The sequence below is a fragment of the Alteromonas oceanisediminis genome (genome assembly GCF_018474025.1).
Taxonomy (GTDB): Bacteria; Pseudomonadota; Gammaproteobacteria; order Enterobacterales; family Alteromonadaceae; genus Alteromonas_E; species Alteromonas_E oceanisediminis.
Genome location: NZ_JAHCTA010000002.1, coordinates 237,407 through 257,891, shown reverse-complemented (window position 1 = coordinate 257,891; position 20,485 = coordinate 237,407). Strand labels below are relative to the sequence as shown.

Below are 20,485 nucleotides of genomic sequence, written 5' to 3'. Positions count from 1 at the left end.
AAAGTTCCTCTATAAACGATTGAAAGCGTTCGAATCGCGATTACGCATTGTTCTGCGCCACAACACCAACAGACTCAAGCAGAGCAACAGAGGTAATTGCACACTACCGCCGCCGCTATTTTGAATTCTCACCGTGACAGGCTCTACCGTGACACGCAGTTGCGCTTCGGCCTGACCACCACGACCATCGACTATCACGTAAGTCACAACGATGTCACCCACAAACTCCGTCGGCGGCGTTACCGTCAAAGACTGTATGTTTGCATCGCTGGTAATGGCCACCTGCCCTCCGGACGTTTGCGCATCAATAATGCGCAACACGTCGCCATCTGGGTCGCTGTCATTCTCGAGTACTGTCACGCTGACTGAGTTATTCACTTTTACACTGGCAAAGTCATCAATGGCCACCGGCGGGCTGTTCCCTTCAATAGAAATAACAACTGATGCCACTGCACTGCCACCGTTTCCATCTGAGATGCCATAGTTCGCCTCTACCGCGCCGATGAAATCAAGCGGCGGTGTATACACCAACATGTCATCTATGATCTCGACCGTACCGAAGCCGACATTGGCCGAGGTGATGGTGAGTCTATCGCCATCAGCGTCACTGTCGTTGGCTAATACATCAACGCTTACAGCAAGATTAACTTGCGTGCTGGCAACGTCATCCTCTGCCACAGGCAAGCGATTGTTGCTTAGCATGACGCCCACGCCGCCTGGGTCGACAATCGAGCCATTGGCGATACCGTCATCGTCATTAGGCCCCCCATCGACAATCTCTACCTGCACACACCAGTCACCCGGCGTTAGCCCCGGCGTCCATATATCACCGCCCGGTGGTGGGCAATAGCCAGGCTCCCCTGCCGTTGACCATAAGCGGTTCAAACCTTCTTCAACGAAGGTGACCCACTCACCGTTTGGCGTGAATTTGCGGTATACTGCATTTTCTGGAACGGGCCGCAGTTGTGGCATCGCAATCCGATAGTTTTGGCCCGGAACGGGCAATCCGTAGGCGATGAAATCAAAGATCCCGCCGACATTCTGCACCTCCGGATCGGTGAACAATACCGGGTTATTGGCAATATCATTTGCGGTTATTTTGGCGCCTCCCAACTCACTTTGAATCGCATAGTCACCTAAACGCAAGCACACGCCGGGGTCGCCCTCAACCAGATACCCGTCGACGAATAAGACTTCTTCGGGAAGCACATTACACTCCGGAATAGGATCCAGATAATCTGGTATACCGTCCCGGTCACGATCGCCTAAGCCTTCCACCGAGTCAGGGATACCATCTTTGTCGGTATCTGCACTTCCCAAGGTAGGCAGTGAATCAACCACTTGCAAATACAATACCTCGGTATCGAAGAAGTCCGTGTCATCACTGTCTACCACTCTCGCCCGTAAACGATATACGCCAGCGACTAGCGAGCTTGGGTCGAAGGTGAATTGATCATCCAACGTGTCGATATCAACAATTTGACCATCAAAGCTGGTCCACTCGTAATCGTATTCATTCAGAATATCGGGGTGCTCGATACGCGAGGTAACCACAACGGTTCCCATTGACGGCGCAATAATCAAACGCTGTTCCGCGTTCTGCTGCGCAAATATGGACAACTGCGGATTGACGTTGTCTTCACGGACCGTCACCACATGCTCAAATTTGTTGCCACGATTTTGCCCCGCAGATAGCGTTTTTATAACGGTTTCAATCCCTTCCTCATCAGCATCTGGGAAGATTTCATAGTCAAGAAAGATATCGCTCCCGGACTCAATCAAAGCCACACGTTCGTTGAAGCTGTAGTCCATATCATCCGCGCTTCCGCTGACTTCAAAAGGAATTTCCAGCGGATAAATCGGTGATGTTCCGTTCAGGAAAATACCAAAACGCACCGGAAAGCCTTCCAAAACCGTTTGATCTTTCTGAATTGAAATCAAAGGTCGAACTCGCACTGCCTGGCTGGCGATAGTTCGATTACCCTCTGCATCTTCAGCGACCCAAAATGCGGTATTATTTCCAGGCTCATAGAAAGTGATCCCGTCGACCAGTGAGACAGGCAACGGATTCCCAAAGCGATCAACCGCGGATGCGACACCAAGGTCAACTTTGGTAAACAACGCCGTGGCATCAATAAACACGTCATCGGGTACGCTGATCACCGGCCGAAGCGCTGCATCATCGGGGATTACGTTCACCACCACAACCGCGCTCGCGACTTCGCCATTGCCGTCGTCAATGGTGTACTCAATCACGATACTGCCAATAAACCCGTCTGCCGGCGTGTATGTCAAACCGTCACCTGTCCAGCTGACATCACCGAGTCTTACTCGCGCACCGATGATTGTCAGTGTATCCAAATCAGGGTCGCTGTCGTTGACCAACACATCGATTTGTACAGGGTCATAATTGGTTAGCGTGACTTCATCATCCCTCGCAATAGGAGGGTCATTCAAAGGATTGATAACAATAGTCACTGTTCCTACCGTTGAATCAACTTCACCGTCGTTCGCTACGTAGGTGAACACAATAGTGCCATTGGCGTTGGCCTCAGGTACGTATAAGACATCCGGCAGTTCCCCCACAAACTCTCCATCAGGCGAGGTCACCAGACGATAAGTCAGTTCATCGTCATCCTCGTCTGTACCGGTGAGGTTAATCGGGAGCGTTTCATCTTCATCCATGACAAAACTCAGATCGCGCACTTGCGGTGGTGTGTTTACGTCAATCACGCTGACCACAAAGGTCTGGCACGTTTCACCGTCATTGTCGTCACTGACGCACACGGTAACCGAAGCTTCACCGATAAAGCCTTCGTCAGGTGTAAAGGTAATGGTGCCATCACTATTGATTGTGACACTGCCTTGCGTTGATTCCGCCCGACTGATGGAGATTGGGTCAAAATCCACGTCAGACGATACACTGAGTACATCAATGAAAACAGGTACTTCAAGCTGGGTGCTTGCGCTTATCGGTTGTATTACGGGCAAGTCATTCACCGGAGCAACAGACACCAGAACACTAGCGGTCGCGGTTGCTCCATTGCTGTCTATAATAGAATAAACAATGGTAGCAAGTCCGTTAAAATCTGTATTAGGTGTGAAGGTTAATCCATCATTTGCATTTATTACTACAGTACCATCGGCACTGTCAGCCTGTGTCACTGTTAGAACATCATCGTCATCATCACTGTCATTTAAAAGTACATTAATAATAACACTTTGGTCTTCATCTACCTCAGCTACATCATCGAGCGCAACCGGGGCGTCATTAACAAATAAAACATTAGCCGTTACAAAGCTTGAAGAAACACCTCCGTTCCCATCAGAAATGGTATAGTTAATCGTCGCTGTCCCGTTAAAGTTTCGACTTGGTTCATAACGTAGTTGAAAATTTGGCTCAATCGTAACAGCTCCCTGATCGACTGTTGCAGAGGTCACTGTCAGAGTCTCATTATCACCATCGGTATCATTCGCCAACACTGAAATAAGCCCGATCGTATTTTCATTTATAATAATGCTGTCTGGGTTCGCAACGGGTGCATCAGGTACGCTGGTTACGGTGAAGGTGACGCTCGCAGTGTCTACCCCCCCAGCACCATCCGAAATCTGATAGTTTAGCGTTTCAGTACCGAAAAAATTTGCCGCTGGCGTATATGTAATGGTTGTCGCGCCGTTGTCAATCGACGCTGTTCCCCCTGAATTTAGCGAGCTCACATTACTGATAAACAGCACTTGCCCATTATCCAAGTCGGTATCATCACTCAACAGCGCTAATCCAGCACTTGTTGAATCTTCGGCAACGGTAAATTCATCGTCTCCAGCAATTGGCGCACGGTTGAGTAGCTTTATAGTCAGTGGAGCCGCATCAACCTGTTTTGGCTGTGCAGAGGCATCCTTATAAGCAACGCTTGCTGTGATAAATAAATCATTTTCGTTCGATACCGGAACCGCCATATTGGTGTTCGCATCAAGTACCAGAATATAACTTTCGATGTTTGCATCATTGTCTGAATTGATGACATCACCCAAGTGCAAGGTAATTTGGCTGCCGACGCGTTCGATAGTTGAGTCTACGTTGACGGACACCGAGCTGTTGGCATTATTCACGTCATTCGGGTTGAACGCACTCTGCAAGCCATTCTCAAAAATACGAGCTAACGTTGCACTGCCTGTCACGTAGCCAAATCCAGAGGGCAACGTAATCACAACAGAAACATTTTCGGTCACACCAGCAGGTATGGGGATGGTCAATGAAGTGGTGACGACTTCACTCTGCACGATGTTATTTGCGGTGGTACTAGGATCACTGGTATCGACCAACAAAAGCGAGGGTGCATTAAGTAAGTTGTTACTGGTGGCCACGGTTATCAAAGTCGCTTGAATGCCGTCCGATGAATTACCGTTATCATCACTTGCCGTGGTGGCGAAGTTGCTCCCGGCGACCGAAGATTGTGAAGAAATAATGGTGTTGTCAGCTGTCATAGCGTCAACAGTGACATTAATTGCACTGGTAATTGTCACACCAGGAGCAATGGTGCCGATATTGACAGTAAATGGAACTTGATTAGACACGGCGCCTTGACTCGTGACACCAGAATTTGCAACGACGGTAGTGTCAGTGGGGATAGGTTGAGAAAGCGTTACATCTTCAGCCGCCGCAGCTCCTTGATTCAAAATGCGGGTTAACAATTGGATTTGGTCGCCCGGATCCACAACGCCGTCACCATCTGCATCATTGACAAGTACCCACGAATGAGTCACGAGCAAGTCTGGTGCGCCTCCCGACTCAGAGACGGCAAATGTGAGCGCCTGATTACCATCGCTGGGGTTACCGTTACTATCACCCTGTGAAGAGGCGGTTTGGTCACTGGCAATATCAGCCTGTAACGTAAAGGTTTCATTGTCAGCATCAGCATTGTTATCAATCAGTGGGCTGTCTATGGTGACATTGAACTGTAGCGTTACCGCCTGACCAATAGCCAGGTTTGCAATTTGTGCATCAACATCGCTACCAACTACGCTGGCGGTATTTCCCCCATCAATACTGACCGAGTTGGTTTGGTACGTTAAACCGCTGGGCACTGTGTCACTGATGACAATGCCAGACAGCGCGGTACCACCGGTGTTCTCAATTGTATAAGTTAATGTCAACGTATCACCAGCGCTCATGACGCCATCTGCATCGCTGTCAGAACTTAAGGTTACCTGCTGACTCACATACAACTCTGCATCTGCCGAAGGCTCTCCTGTACGCAGCGTGTTAGCCTGATCGCCATTGGTATCATCGGCATCAGCATCGGTTGGCTCACTGACAGTGTCATCAGAATCCACAATGCCTTGGGCGCTAATAAGCGTGCCGTCTGCAATGCCACTGGCAACAACAACTTCAAACGAGATTGTCGCGCTCGCGTTTGGCGCAAACGTGCCAATGGTGGCAACAATATCACTGGCGTCAGAAACCGTGCCTACATCTGTTGATGCAGATGAAGCAACGTAGGCAGTATTATTCGGAATGGCCTCAGAGAACACCACGCCATTCGCTGTGGCACTGTTGCTCAGGTTCGTCAACGTGGCGCTGATAGCAAGCGTGTCACCCGGATCAGCAAAACCATTACTGTTCACGTCATTCAACAGCGTTAACGTTTGCACTGCATCAATAAAGCTAGCATCATCACTGGTGACAATAACGCTGTCGGTAAAGGTGTAAGCGCGTTCATCACTGTTTGTCCCATTGGTTGAGCTGTATTGACCATTTTGTAACTGGATACTAAGCGCATTATCGATGGCCGCGTCATTGTCTACGCGCAATTTGAGCATAAATGCTTTGCCGCTCTCGGCCAATGTCACTGTGCCCATGTCCAACGCCAATGCTGATGGATCGCTGTCATCCAATGTGCCTTGCCCGGTGAAGCTACTGGCAACGTAGGTTAACCCATCGGGAATGACTAATGTAAATGTGGTGTCAAAAGCGTCTGCAAAGCTGGATAAGTGATCGATATCAACGCTCAGTGTCACCTCATCACCCAGCGTGACCCGAGCTTTGTCTAACGTGAGTGTCGAACTCAGATTAGGTTCGACAATATCGATATCCAGCGTGTTTGGCCCGGCTGAAACGCCGCCCCCACTGGCGGTTACGCTATTTTGTAATGTTGCCCCATTAGCATTGGCGGCTTCGTCTTCAACGATGGCGTTGATGGTCACCACCACGAAGTCGTTGGTCGAATCGGTATCCGCCGTATTGGTGACTGTACCCAGCGCAACCGAGACCACATTGCTACTATTGACCGATCCGGTGCCTGTACCAGTGATACTCATATTGCTCGACAAACTTGTGCTGGCGCTAACAAAGCGAAAATTAGCGGGTAAGCTGTTGCTAACATTGACGTTACTAACTTCACCTTCAATCACGTCTAATCGAATATCGATAGACACTGTATCGCCTATGGCGAAATCATTGTCTGCATGCACCGCATTTAAACTGCTCTGCAAGGCTAAGGAGTTATCTACACTCAGAGTTGAAGTGGCAGTATCGCGGTAGTTATTCAAACTGCTGTCGTCGTCATCATCCCCGCCATCGCTTGCATCTCGGCCGGTTTGGCTGAGGAGGCTGTTATAAGTGCCGGTGACACTGTTGGTGAGATCATCGCCAGCCCCCGCGCCATTAGCAATCACCACATCATACACAAACACGATTTGAGTGGATGGCGGAATATCAAAAGCCGTAAATGACAGGGTATCACCTGCATTGGTGGTTGTGCTTTGTATCGCATCGCTGGCACTAATAGCCGTGGCGGTGCCAGATTGGACGACCGTACCACTGGTATTGGTTACCGAGATGTTCGAAAACACCGCGCCGCTGCCAGATCCATCAGGCGCACCGAGCAGATCACTGGGCATGACGTCGGTCAAACTCACTGCAAACGCCGTCGCATTGTTCGCCGTGTTACTCACGGTGGTTTGGTATCGTACGGTGTCGCCACTATCGCTGCCGGTAGCGCCTGAAATGATGGTTTGCGCAATGGATAGATTCGGCTCAACAACCGTGATACTCGTGCTATCCGAAGGCACGGGTGAAGTGACGCCACTGTAAGATAGCGACGCGGTGCTGGCGCGTGAAACGCTGGCTTGGTTCGCCAACACATTGCTCACCACCACAGGAATGGTGACCGTGATAGTTTGGGCACCTGAGGCACTATTGGTAATAGTGCCGAAATCTAATGCTATCGGATCAGATCCGCTACCCGGTTGCGTGCTAGGCGACAGGCTACTGGTAAAATCAGTACTCGGTGTATCAATACCGATAACCGCATTCTCGTAAGACAACCCGGTCGGCAAATCAAGCGTATAAATAAAATTATCTGTTGAGCCTGTGGGGACGGCAAAGGTTGCGACAAGATCAACTTCGCCTCGTACAGGCACTTCATCCGTTGACGCAGTGAGCGATAAAGACGGTGCATCACTGGTCACCGATGCCATTGCGGAGGTCACATTATCGTTAACGGCTTGTCCGGAAGTATTGGTAACACCACTGCCGGTTCTCTCGCCTGTATCACTGTCTGGCGCGCCGCTGGTCGCGCCAGCGGTACCATTATCACCCGGCAGAGAGGTTGCAGACGCCTGTACCGTGTTAGTGATGGTTTGCTCAAATCCGATCGAGGTATCAACCTCAGCCGTATAAATGATGGTAATGCTTTCGCCGCTGGCAATGTAGTCTTCGCCTGAACCGGGGCAGCTCGCATCGTCGGGCGACACTGTCAACGTGTTGCCTGAAATATCAACGCACCCACTGATGTCTAAACTGCCTCTGGACAACACAGCGCTGGTTAATGCCACGGAATTGAATTCGCTCGGCACGTCATCTGTGATCATCCAGTCATACCCCCGAGTGGCGCGCGCAGCGGTGCTGTTTGAGAGAACGACGGTGAAAGTTGCCGTTGAGCCACCTGAAACCGTGGTTGGTGAGGCGGCTTTGGTTACGCTCAAGTCAGGCTCAGCAATGCGAATATTTTGACTGGTTGAAGACGACTGAGCGGTATTCGCCTGATTGTTGTAGTTTACCTTACCCAGCACCGTTTTTAGGTCATTGCGATTGTTGTCGGTTGTGTTTAACGTCAGCACGTCAACGGTGACGGTGATTGTTTCATCATTAGCATCATCGTCGCTGTTAGTGATATCACCCAGATCAAATACGATTGTCTGCTGATTTAGCGTCGGCGTGATACTCGTGTCTGTTCCTGACAGTGTGACACTGTTTGAGGTGGATATTGCCGAATCAAAGCTGGCTTTAATCAACGCTGTACCCGTAACGAATTGCATGCCATCTGGCAGTTCAATGGTAATGATATTGCCATCCGTGGTTTCGCGACTGATCCCTTCGGGTACTGCCACTTCAAACGCATAGGTAAGTACTTCACCGATTGCACTGGTGCGCGTGCCGGTGCTTGACGTAAAGGATTCAGACGAATCAATCAAGTCAATTGATGAGGCGGCAATTGCACCTGTCGACGCACTGTCACTGCCCGTGGCAGAGTCACTGCGTTGTTCAGCTGCTGCGCCTGATTGACTATCGCCAGTGGCGGTTGCATCAATGTCGAAACTTGCACCGCTGTCGACTTCGGTTTTAACGGTAGCAGTATAAGTGAATGTCACGCTAGCGCCTGCCGCAAGCGTGGCGCCGCTGTACTCAACCCGCGGTGTGTTTGCTCCCCCTGATGACATCGGGGTATTTAGCGTCGAAAATGAAAATCCGCTGGGCGTTGTACCCTCAGCAATGCTATTGAAATCAAACAAGTCAGTATTGACCACACTGACAACCGCCATATCAAAAGCGTCGGCAGTACCCGTATTTTCGACCAAAATCGTCACGGTGACTGAATCCCCAACTTCCAAATCCGTATCCGGTGCAACCGTTGTTGTGACCGCCAGTTGGTGTTCAGCGAAATTGTTGCTGGTAACCGATGTTTGTGCGCCGCCAGATTGCCCGGAATACGTTGCTGATGTCGCGAGCTGTTTCTGCTGGACGTTGGTTGAACCACTATTTGAGGCATCATCCTTGACTAAACCGGTAAAGCTTAGCGTGAAGGTATTGTTGGCAGGATTGTTATCGTCAGTGGTTGTTGTGGTGCCGCTGAACACGACTTCAATATCCTGACCGGTAGCCACGCTGCCGCTGGCAGTCACCGTTGGTGAACTGCTTACGCTCCCTGAAAAACTTGATGCGTCGACACTCACTGAATTCGCAGTATATTCAATCCCGTTGGGCAATCCTAAATCGAGCGTTAGCGTTTGCACGTCACCCTCTGGCAATGTCACGTCAACGGCATAAGTCACTGTGTCGCCCACGACGACATTTCCGGTTGGTGACACAATGCGCGCAGCAATACTGATATCATCCGCTGTAATACTGCTATCGCTGGTTTGCGCCGGAAACGCGGTTTGATTGTCATTTGACGCCCATGTCACGCTCGCTTGAGAGGTCAGTTCAGTCGCTGGGTTCACATCATCGGCCACGGTCTGGGTGAAGGTGACAATGTAAGTTTCGCCCGCCGCTAGCGGCCCGGCCAACTCATAAGTTCCAGCCGAAAGCGAACCCGATGGGCTAACTGAACTACCCTCCACTTCGGCACTGGTGACCGTGAGATTGGTTAAGCCGGTGATACTAGGAAGGTCAGCGATAATATCGAACGCACTGGCACCACCCTCGTTATCGACTGTCAACGTGTAAGTGACGACATCACCGGCATCGACATTGCCAACAACATCGTTTTCCAACAGCACCGAAAGTACCGGCGCTCGCACCAAAATGGGCGCATTTTTTAAGCCTGTATTAGTGGTTAGCAGCGTGTTGTTGGTCTGTACTTGCAATAGGTTAACCTGACGCAAATTATCGGCAAACGGTTCGTTTGACACCGTCACGGTTAAATCGACGGCGATGGTAGACGCGGTTGACGTGCTCACATCGGGCCAATTAATCGTGACGCGATTGGTGGCCGCATCGGTCGTGATGGACGTGGGAACCAACCCCAGCGTGTCGCTGCTACTGAGTGAGATATTCGGGTTGCTTGCTAACGTGGTATTGGTTGAAACCTGTGTGGCATCAAACACCGGTAACGGTAAGTAGTCTTCAAACACAATAGATTGGGTGTCACCTGAGGGGATCTCAAGCGTCAGCTGGTAGGTCACCGTTTCGCCCGGCATGTATTCACTGCTGCCGGTGAGAACAGTTTTGCTGGAGGTGACCTGGCGGATTGTCACCGAACTACCCGATCCTTCATTACATGCTGACGCGCCACTGTCGATACTGTATAGCGTGGATTGATCAATGGGTAAGCCATCATTTGCGCGCAATGGTTCATTGTCGCTGTTGTAGGTTTGGTTGACAGTTACCGAGTATGAAATGGTTAATGTTGTACCGCGGGTTAGCGTACCGGTAACCGCTGTCACGTCGTACACTACCTCGGTTGTACTGTCACCCTGCACCGTAACCGCTGGCGTAATCGCTACTGCACCATTCACGTTCATCGCACCATGCGCGTTAAATGTCAGGCCGTCAGGCAGAGTATCGGTCAGCACTAATGCGCTCACATCGGCAAATGCGCTTATTTGAACAGTGTCGGTGATGGTAATCGTGTCGTTTGGTACTCCCGAACCATTGGACACACCTTGCTGGACCGCGACATGTTTTGCGGTGACTGTGTTGGTATCGAATGCGGATGGTAACGCCGCCCCTGAAAAGCTGGCGTCAAAGTCAACTCGGTTTGTCACCGTAGAGGTTGAACATGTCAGAGGATCCAACACGTCAACAAAATGGAACGGGTAACTGACCACAACGTCGGAATCACTTCCCGTGCCGGTAGCGTTGGCACAGTCAACATCCAGATTTCCCCCGGATACGCTGGTGGAGGGTTCGGTTGTTGCGGAGCAATTAGTCCCACCAGTAATCGTTGCCGAATTGGCGTATTGAATGGCGCTGTCTAGGGCATCGGCAAAAGCCAGAGAATTTAACGTCGGCCCGGTAGCAATATCCACCGTATGTGACATCGTAGCCTGGAATGCGCTACCCGGGACGAGTTCAGCTTCGGCGCTAGAATTACTCGAAGTGACGCGAAACAATGTTGCCGTTACGCTATCGCTGATTGGCGTGCCGACTTCAGGGCCATTTGCGCCCGTCGCAGAATCACCAAATTCATACACCGGCTCTAATGAAATGGCTGAAGCATCACCAATTGTGGTGGCACTGTCGAGACTGAAACACAGTTGGGTTACCAGTGCGGGCCCATTGGTAACCACGGAGCCAATTGGCAAGGGGACCGTATACAATTGGTCACCGGCGGTACCTGAGACGTCTTCGTCAATAACAGGGTCGGTTAACACGTTAGTCGGCGAACTAAACGTACCCACATCAGTAATCGTGAGCGCACTGCCCAAAAATGCAGCACTCTCGAGTGTTAAGGTTGGATTTGTTCTGACTCGTAAATACGGGCCATACCCGGTTGCACCGGAATTAGTGAGTGATGCGTTATAACAAAACTGCTCGCCAACAAAAGCATCGGAAGGAACAGGGTTGGTAATCACCGGCGTTGCCGCCAAGGCATTCGCAGTTATCAGAGTGCCCAGTAAAGCAGCGCGTGTCGAAAAGCGCGAGAAGATCGAATTTTTCATGCAGGAGTCCAAAACGGTTAATCAACCCAAATCCGTTTTAGGTGCAAGTTTTTATAATTATATTTGGCGCTTAACGCGTAATGCGGAAACGCGTGCAACGATGTTTTGCAGCAGAATATTGCACTTGGCATGAAGGTTAAATTATTTTTAACGCATTATGCAATCCAAATAGTCAAAAAATGTCACTTTTTTCAGAAAAATGCCGAGTCATGCGCTGCGTTGAACGAACTTTGTACAGCGACGAATGACGGATTCAAATCCAGAGTGCACTTGGCGTCAATTTACGTCACTATACCAATGGCAACACCATGTCTTTTCCGCACACCAGTCAAGTAGGAGTTCACCGATGAAAAGGTCCACAGGGACAAAACCATTTCAAACTCATTTAGCCATCGCCCTGTTAGCTTTGCAGGGCTTAGCAACGGGCGCCAGTTTCGCGGAAACCTTCAACACAGAACACGTTGAATCAGTCGTCCATCGCGCACTACAAACTTTCCATACACCCGGCATGGCGGTGGCGGTGGTACACGGTGACAACGTGGTAATGAGTGAAGGGTTTGGCGTACGCAACCTGGCGACAAACGCACCGGTGACCAATCAAACGTATTTTCGCTTAGCCTCGACCAGTAAAGCATTTACGGCCGCCAGTGTTGCGATGTTGGTCGAGCGCGACGACCTTGACTGGGACGATCGTGTGATTGATTATCTTCCCCAATTTCGTCTTTACGATGCTTATGCCACCCGAGAAATGACGCTACGCGACTTACTCACGCACCGCAGTGGACTGGGCAGTGGTGCCGGTGACGCTATGTTGTGGCCTGAGCCTGCCGGATTTAGCCGCGAGGAGATTGTCAGTAATCTGCGCTATTTAACACCCCAATCAAGTTTTCGTAGCCGCTATGCTTACAGTAACGTGATGTACATTACCGCTGCCGAAGTGGTCTCTGCTGTAGTCGGAAAACCGTGGGATGAATACATTGATGATGCGTTGTTCGGACCGCTTGGCATGTCGTGTTTCGCCGGTGATATGCCCAAAACAGCCATGAAGAATATCGCTGATGCGTACGGGCACAATGATGAGCGCGGCATCTACGCCATTCCACGCAACGGTATCCACGGTAAGGCGCTGGCCTCAGCGGCTGCTGGCGGTATAGTCTGCAACGCTGAGGGCATGGCAAAGTGGCTACAACACTTGCTGGCTCTCTACTCACAGCGTAACGATGACACAGCGCAGGCTGAAGACACTCATTTTCCTTTGTTTAGCCCAGCACAGTTGACACATATGTGGTCTGCTAACACCGTTCTGGGTGTCAGTGATACCGACGAGGAATGGGATGGGACGGTGCTAAAATCCTATGGATTGGGATGGCGTTTAAGCAACTTTCTCGGTCATAAAATGGTATCGCACACAGGAACCCTGTCGGGTTACCAAGCGTATGCGGCGCTTTTACCGGATTTGAACGTAGGTTTTGTGCTACTGAACAATGGCTCAAACTACGGTGCGCGCGGCGCTGTGATGCAAACCTTGTTGCGTCAGTTTGTTGATGAGGCACCCAGAAAAGATTGGATTGAAGCCTACGTTGACTATCAGGCCGAGCGCGAACAGCGCTATCTTGCCCGCCATACTGAACCGCAAGGCACTAACAGCGTTAGTTTACCAGCGAGTGCGTACACCGGGGAATTTACCGATAAATGGTTTGGCAGCATGACGGTGTCTCAGCATCAGGATAGCTTGCGTATTCATGCGCAAAAAATGCCGATGTTAACCGGTGAGCTGAAACCCTTTCGCGACCATACCTGGGTGATAGAATGGGATAATCAGAATGCCGCTTCCAACGCGTTCATTCACTTTTCAGTGAATGCAAATGGCAATGTTACCGGCTTTCGACTCCATCCCTATGATGTGGATGAAATCGAAAACCATGAGTGGCGGGATATGGTGTTTGCGATCACTGAACTTAACTAGCTAAGGTGTAACAATTGTGCAGTATTTAAACGGATTTCCTAGCTTAATCTACAAAAATATTGTCGAAATCATCGAAGGCGAGTTTCACGAATACGATAAATTAGATAGTCACCTACGAAAGGTCAACTTATCTAAACTCAACGACGAAATTACCTTCGTGAAATATGAGTATGTGCAAGACCTGTTCGAGCGGGTATGTGCGATAAAGGACAGCCGAGCGACTATTGCGTGGATAATAAGCAGGTTATCTGCTCAGTCGTTCGGTGTGCTTGGTTATTTGTTAGTCAGCGCTCAAAACGCATCAGAATGGCGCGCTATTTATGCTAAATACGCTAAGTCATTTGGTTGGCATACAGGACTCATTAAAGCCCAGAACAATCAATTAGTTTTCTCACATGAGCTGCCCGCCGAAAACAATCATTTAGAATGCTCATTGCCGATCTGCCTCTGCCTACGACTCTGGCACATTTCCAATCCATATAACGCGACATCGCTTACGCTTAGTACAAGCCCAACTGTTCGAGATGAGGTCGAATCTGGATTTCAAATTCGTCGTGGGAGTCAATTGGATCCAGCTTACACAATCATCGAGTTTTCACCCCATTCAGAGAAAAAGTTTCTTTTGGGATCAAATGACCGATTCCGGCGCTTGTTTCAAGAAGAAGTGGACTTGCAACTAAAGGTCAGCGGAAAGAACGTTGGTGTAGTAGCCAAAGTGCGCGAGATTTTACGCCAGCAAGAAAGTCTTCAAGCAATCTCTCTGCGATCTACGGCCGAAGCCTTGCATATGAGTGAACGAACGCTAAACCGCCAATTGACCGAGCAAAATACGACTTACAAAGAGGTTGTCAGCGCGTTTAGAAATAAACTGTCGCTGGAGTTATTGTTTTCAGGAAAGCCGATTGCAACAGTGGCCGAACGTGTCGGGTTCTCTGAGCGTTCGACGTTTGAACGTGCATTTAAAAAATGGCAGGGGTTTACTCCAGCACAAATGCAAGCAAGTTACTCACTACTCGCCTGTGAACGCAAAGTAACGGATATCATTCACCCTGATAACATACCTAATTTACCAGTAACTGCCACACGACTTTTGAAGGTATTAAACCAAGATGAAAGTCATCTAGACGAACTGGTGAACATTGTTTCACAGGACTCTGGTTTAGTCGCTAAAGTGATGCAAATCGCGGGTAGCGCCATGTATGCGAATAGCCATGTGAGTACGTTAAAGCAAGCCATTTTAGGGGTCTTTGGTACAGAAAAGCTCAAGGCACTTGCATTAATGTTGCTGTCGTCCCGACTCTTTAGCCTTGATAAAGAAATATTCGATACACAGGAATTTTGGCTTAGTAGCCTCGCCACTGCAGAATTGTGCGAAGACTTGGGAAAAACAGGAGCATTTGGCAAGCAGTCTGGTGGCGAGCTTTACTTTACTGGATTGTTTTACGATATTGGCTCTTTATTTATTGCTCATTGCTTACCCTCAAAGTTTGCGTCTCTACGCGCCGACACTCCCGTTGAATTCACACTGGTCCAAGCGCATGAGCTTCAATTGAACCGGCTTGGGATCAGCAGTCCTCAGGCAAGTGCTTTTTTGTCTTCATACTGGAATCTACCAAATCACCTTACGCAATCTCTTAAGGCATTGGCGGAATTCTCTAAAGTTCGCGAACAGAGCCCCGTCGCCGTCAGAGGAATTATCAGTGTCGCGTCATCGATACGCCTACACTTAAAAAATCGGGCTAATTTACCAGAAAGTCGAGTTCCTTTTTGTGCTATTCTTCAGCAACACATGAAGGGTTTGAACATCAAATGGAGTCTTGCTGCAGAAGATGTGGCGCGTAAATGTGCTGATAGAATTGAAGTATTAAGCAACGATCCAGAGGGGCTGCGCTAAACGATAAGGCTCGTTGTCACAAAATTTTCTAAATTTTGACGCGTTTTGCCATATCCCAGCATCTTTTTTGCATAGAGAATACAGAAATTAAATACAACGCCTTGGAGTGTCAAAATGTTGTTACGAGTATTGTTGTTAGCGGTTAGCGCATTCGCGATGAATGCCAACGCAAATTTGATCTTAACTAACTCTCCGACCAGTGCGGGTGCTCTACCCGGTGACATACCTAAGTTCGGTGGCGCAGTTATTGACATCATCACTGCAGATAATCAACGTTTGGTAAACTATATTTCCAGAGACGACTTATTTCACGGTCATGTTAATAGTGAGCGATTAGACTTTGCTTCGCAGCAACTCGGGGCCTTATCGTTTTCGTCATCAATGCTTGATGCGATAGGTTCAGGCATTGCTGAACTTGCTATCCGTTTATCACTGTACGATGGTGACAATGCTGTCGGTGCCGATGTTGTCGCAAAAGAAGAGTATCAAGCTGGCAAAAACTTTCTTGAAGTCAATGGCGTCGAGTTTGGTAACTTTTCGGACGTGGAGACGCTAACCAGTTCGCGCAAAGGCGAAGAATATTTTGAAGATTTCAAAGCAACAGGTTTTGCCAATAAGAAATCAGCAACCGGTTGGTTTTATTCTAACAACAGTTCAGTGCTGGGGCTAATCCAGAGCTCGGTCATATCATCCTCAGTACTTGGACTAGATTTTGTGATCAGAAACGCTCGGTCGGAAAACTGGATTAGTTTCCATGAACGAGACGCTTCGCCTCAGCCTCAGGTTCAGCCTCCAGGTGTGGTAAATGTGTCAGAGCCGTCAACCATTGGAATAATGTTGGCTGCTGTTGCCCTACTCCTGTTCAGAAAACGAGTTGGCTTAATAAAATAATGTAAATAACGCTAAGGCGCTTTTCGAAGCGCCTTTTTTCTATATTGTTTCTCCCCTAAATTGCTGTCACACTAAACAAAAAATAATCATAAAAAGATAAAGTGACATGGCTGACATTAGTATTATTGGATTGGGGTACGTTGGATTAGTTTGTGCGGCCTGCCAATCCAATGATGGCCATACGGTAATTGGTATTGACGTCGATCCTCAAAAGCGAGCGCTGGTATCCTCGGGAGTTTCTCCCATTGTTGAGAAAGACCTTGACCGATATTTAGCCAAAAGTATCAGTAATAAGCGCCTGACAGTAAGTGCCGACATTGCTTCAAGTATTGCTAAAACAAATATTACGTTTGTATGCGTGGGCACGCCCAGTGACAGTCAGGGCGGTCTGGAGCTCAAATACATTGAGCAAGCTTGTTTGGAAATTGCGCAAGGGTTAAAAGCGATCTCCCATTTCCATGTAGTGGTTATCCGCAGCACCGTGTTACCCGGCACTGTGTTGAATGTTGTCAAGCCACTGTTAGAGAAGTGCTCAGGCAAACGCGTTGGCATTGACTTTGGATTAGCAACTAATCCTGAGTTTTTGCGGGAAGGCACTGCGATACACGACTACAATCATCCTCCCATGACCGTGATAGGAACATCAGACAGCCAGTCTGAGGCTATTTTATCCGACTTATACTCATCACTTCCGTGTGAACTCGTATCGCTGGATATCGAAACCGCAGAGCTGGTTAAATACTCATGCAACGCGTGGCATGCTACTAAAGTCGCGTTTGCCAATGAAATAGGTAGTCTGGCGAAATCCATAGGTGTCGATGGCCGAAAGGTGATGAAGACTGTCTGCATGGACAAAGTACTCAATATTTCGGAATACTACATGCGCCCTGGCTTTGCATTCGGTGGTTCTTGTCTTCCCAAGGATCTTCGCGCTTTAAATCATGAGGCGAGGAAGCGGCATATGCAACTACCTCTGCTCAGTGCTGTTCTTGAGAGCAATCGAAAACATATTTATAAGGTATTCACTCAAATTAAAGCATTGGGGCAGACACGTATCGGCTTGCTGGGATTAAGTTTTAAAGCGGGCACAGATGATCTTCGTGAAAGCCCGTTAGTCGAGTTAGCAAGTCTGTTAACATCTAAAGGTTTTGATGTTCAGATATATGATCCGAACCTGAATGAAATGTTGTCCAATGATAACGGCGTCGACCCTCGTATTCCTTATCCCTATTTATTACGCTTACTCTCCGAAGACATGGACGAAGTCATCGATTTCGCCGAAGTTGTCATTATTGGTAACAATGAGGCCGAATTTTCAGAAGTCGAATCAACCCTTCCTCATCATAAACATCTTCTCGACTTAGTCGGGTTTATGCCTGGCACGTCTGGCGACAACAAACATGGTGTGTGCTGGTGATGAGCCTGCATAACCAGTCTTCGGGCCTGCACGCATTCGCGGGCTGGCTGCTTTGGTTTGCTTTCATTGGTGGGCTTCTCTTGATTGTGCCAGCAGGCACATTGAACGCCGATCACCCTAACTTTATCTTCATTATCGGCGCACTAGGCATTTGGCGTTATGGTGTGGGTGTGATGCACTTTATTCGAGGGATGATATTTTTACACATCGTTTTCCCCCACCAGCGGCGGCTTGCACATCAGGCACTTGAGCGTTTAAAGCCCTCTCATATTTATTTAATGGTCACCAGCTTTCGCATTGATTCTATGACTACAGCAAAAGTGTATAGCTCCATTATTAAAGAAGCTGCATCCTGTGGTTATCCTGCCACGGTAGTTGCCTCTGTTGTTGAAATGTCCGATGAAATCTTAATCAAAAACCTCTGGGAAAATTTTGCGCCGCCAGCACATGTGTCGTTGAAAATAGTACGCATTCCGGGTACGGGAAAGCGCGATGGTCTAGCCAATGGATTTCGCTGTATTGCCAAAGATTTACCTGACGATACGGCACTAGTGGCGGTGATAGACGGCGATACCGAACTAAAACCAGGCGTAGTGGGTAAAAGTGCTCCGTATTTTTCTCTCTATCCTAACGTGGGCGCTTTAACCACTAACGAGACGTGTCAGGTGCTTGGATCGCATGTTATGAGCCAATGGCATAAATTGCGCTTTGCACAACGTCACGTCAACATGTGTTCAATGGGGCTGGCTAAGCGAGTCCTGACATTAACCGGCCGTATGTCATTTTTTAGAGCATCAGTCGTCACCCAGTCATCCTTTATCAATGATGTGGAGAATGACCACTTAAAACATTGGCGTTTAGGTACGTTTCGATTTCTCACCGGGGATGACAAGAGCAGTTGGTTTTCGTTAATGCAACGAGGCTGGGATACTTACTATGTGCCAGATGCCGTGATCGATACGTGGGAACATCCACCTGATAAAAACTTTTTTCGCGCGGCTAGGCAGCTCATGTTCCGATGGACCGGGAATTCGCTAAGACAAAATCATCGCGCTACAAAATTGGGTATTAGACGGCTTGGCGTTTTGACCTATTATGTGTTGTGGGATCAGCGAATTTCAATGTGGACAAGTTTAGTCGGCCTTGCGGCAGCCATTGTAGCGGCATTTAAATTTGGTTTCGCCATCCTAGTCATGTACTTACTGTGGATTGCGCTGACGCGGTCTATTATCACAGCGTTACTGATTTTCACGGGCCATCAGATAGGTCCGATGTATCCCATCTTATTGTATTTCAATCAAATATTTGGCGCATTAATGAAGATCTATGTCACATTTAGATTAGATCGCCAGTCATGGACACGTCAGAAAACGGCAGCGAAACAGAGTGATGACCTGTTCCAACGACACTTTAATATTTATTCTGCGCGCTTAATGACGTTTGGTGCGTTTTGTTTATTTTTTGCATTTATCATGCGACTTGTTTAATGGGTAGGATTAAGAATGACCAATGATTCGAATAACACCAACATTGTTCATGAGTCGGAGACGCAACGTCGTCATTCTCGTGTCAAGTTGCCAAGCTCTCTTATCGTTACATCAGACAACGGGCAGAAGGCGCGCCTTCCAATATTAGATCTTTCTGCGACCGGTTTTGCCTTTTCGTCCGACAAAGTGAAATTTAACGTCGGCGAATTTAGTCAAGGCACATTAGTTTTCAAGTTCGACTCACTTGAAATTGGTTTGGACGTTAAGTTTCAGATTGTTGGCGTTCATGAAGACAAAACCACGCGCTATGGCTGCGAGTTTCATGAGTTAGGACGAGAAGAAATTGCAACATTACGTACCATTATCACCAAGTTTCTCAGCGGTGAAGTAACTAATGTCAACGATATTCTGTCTACGCTAAGCCGAGATAACTTTGCCAAGCAAAGACAGGACGCAGTAAGCAAGGCATTGACCGGATCGGAAAAATTTCGCGCATTATTGTTTACGGCGGCTTTTGTTTTCCTCAGCTTGCTAGCGTTTTCCTATGTGCTTTATTCAATTCACCAGAACTTTTTTGTGGTTAAAGCAACCACCGCGGTTGTCAGCTCGGAGTCGAACGCACTGGTAGCATCGCGCAATGGACAATTTGAGCTGTTGGTTGATGTGGGCGACACTGTGTCGGTAGGACAACCAATAGGAACCATAGAGTCGCCGCTATTATCAGATCTCTCCACAGTGGCAAGTGCTGCGAATATGAGTGAGAATGAATTAAACCAGTTAGTTGAACGGACCATTTCAAGCGCAGTCTTGAGTCCCTGTGATTGCGTTGTTGCCTCTTTGGAAGTTACATCAGGTCAATTTGTCACACAAGCACAATCGCTTGTTACCCTTCGCGGTGCTCAAAGTCCGTCTAGCGTATTGGCGCGATTCAATTTTGAAGATGTCACTGAAGTTGGGATTGGAACGCGTGTATTGATTGACTTGATCGATGGCAGCAAACCCGTGGAAGGTAAAATTACGATGCTCACTGTGCCGGAAAACATAACGGAAGAGGAACATCGTGTGCAAACGGTGCTTGCTACAATACAACCAGATACGCCTTTGCCTGCCACGTTGTCGAATCACCCAGCAGTGGTAAAAGTAGGCGATTTTGTATTGGAGTAAGT

7 protein-coding genes are annotated in these 20,485 nt (G+C 48.5%); 6 read left to right on the top strand and 1 reads right to left on the bottom strand.

The features are described from left to right. Window positions 1-9 precede the first annotated feature (9 nt). Window positions 10-11,664 carry an Ig-like domain-containing protein gene (locus KIU71_RS04340; protein ID WP_214129954.1) on the bottom strand — a complete coding sequence of 3,885 codons (11,655 nt, stop codon included), beginning with the start codon at window positions 11,662-11,664 and terminating at the stop codon, window positions 10-12. 346 nt (window positions 11,665-12,010) lie between these two features. On the opposite strand from KIU71_RS04340, the gene KIU71_RS04335 reads away from it, so the two are divergent. The 6 genes from KIU71_RS04335 to KIU71_RS04310 all read left to right on the top strand — a co-directional run bounded on the left by KIU71_RS04335 (window position 12,011) and on the right by KIU71_RS04310 (window position 20,483). After that, window positions 12,011-13,630 carry a serine hydrolase gene (locus KIU71_RS04335; RefSeq protein ID WP_214129953.1) on the top strand — a complete coding sequence of 540 codons (1,620 nt, stop codon included), beginning with the start codon at window positions 12,011-12,013 and terminating at the stop codon, window positions 13,628-13,630. 16 nt (window positions 13,631-13,646) lie between these two features. After that, complete coding sequence (locus KIU71_RS18010; protein ID WP_214129952.1) at window positions 13,647-15,524, top strand: HDOD domain-containing protein; 1,878 nt, start codon at window positions 13,647-13,649, stop codon at window positions 15,522-15,524. A gap of 114 nt (window positions 15,525-15,638) precedes the next feature. Further along, window positions 15,639-16,415: a PEP-CTERM sorting domain-containing protein gene (locus tag KIU71_RS04325; protein WP_214129951.1), complete on the top strand. Its 777-nt coding sequence runs from the start codon at window positions 15,639-15,641 to the stop codon at window positions 16,413-16,415. Between the two features lie 106 nt (window positions 16,416-16,521). Then, window positions 16,522-17,832, top strand: coding sequence for a nucleotide sugar dehydrogenase (locus KIU71_RS04320; protein ID WP_214129950.1), 1,311 nt, complete (start codon window positions 16,522-16,524; stop codon window positions 17,830-17,832). Continuing rightward, window positions 17,832-19,319 carry a glycosyltransferase family 2 protein gene (locus KIU71_RS04315; protein ID WP_214129949.1) on the top strand — a complete coding sequence of 496 codons (1,488 nt, stop codon included), beginning with the start codon at window positions 17,832-17,834 and terminating at the stop codon, window positions 19,317-19,319. The genes KIU71_RS04320 and KIU71_RS04315 overlap by 1 nt, the downstream gene beginning before the upstream one ends. 15 nt (window positions 19,320-19,334) lie before the next feature. Then, window positions 19,335-20,483 carry a PilZ domain-containing protein gene (locus tag KIU71_RS04310; protein WP_214129948.1) on the top strand — a complete coding sequence of 383 codons (1,149 nt, stop codon included), beginning with the start codon at window positions 19,335-19,337 and terminating at the stop codon, window positions 20,481-20,483. The last annotated feature ends 2 nt before the right edge of the window (window positions 20,484-20,485 follow it).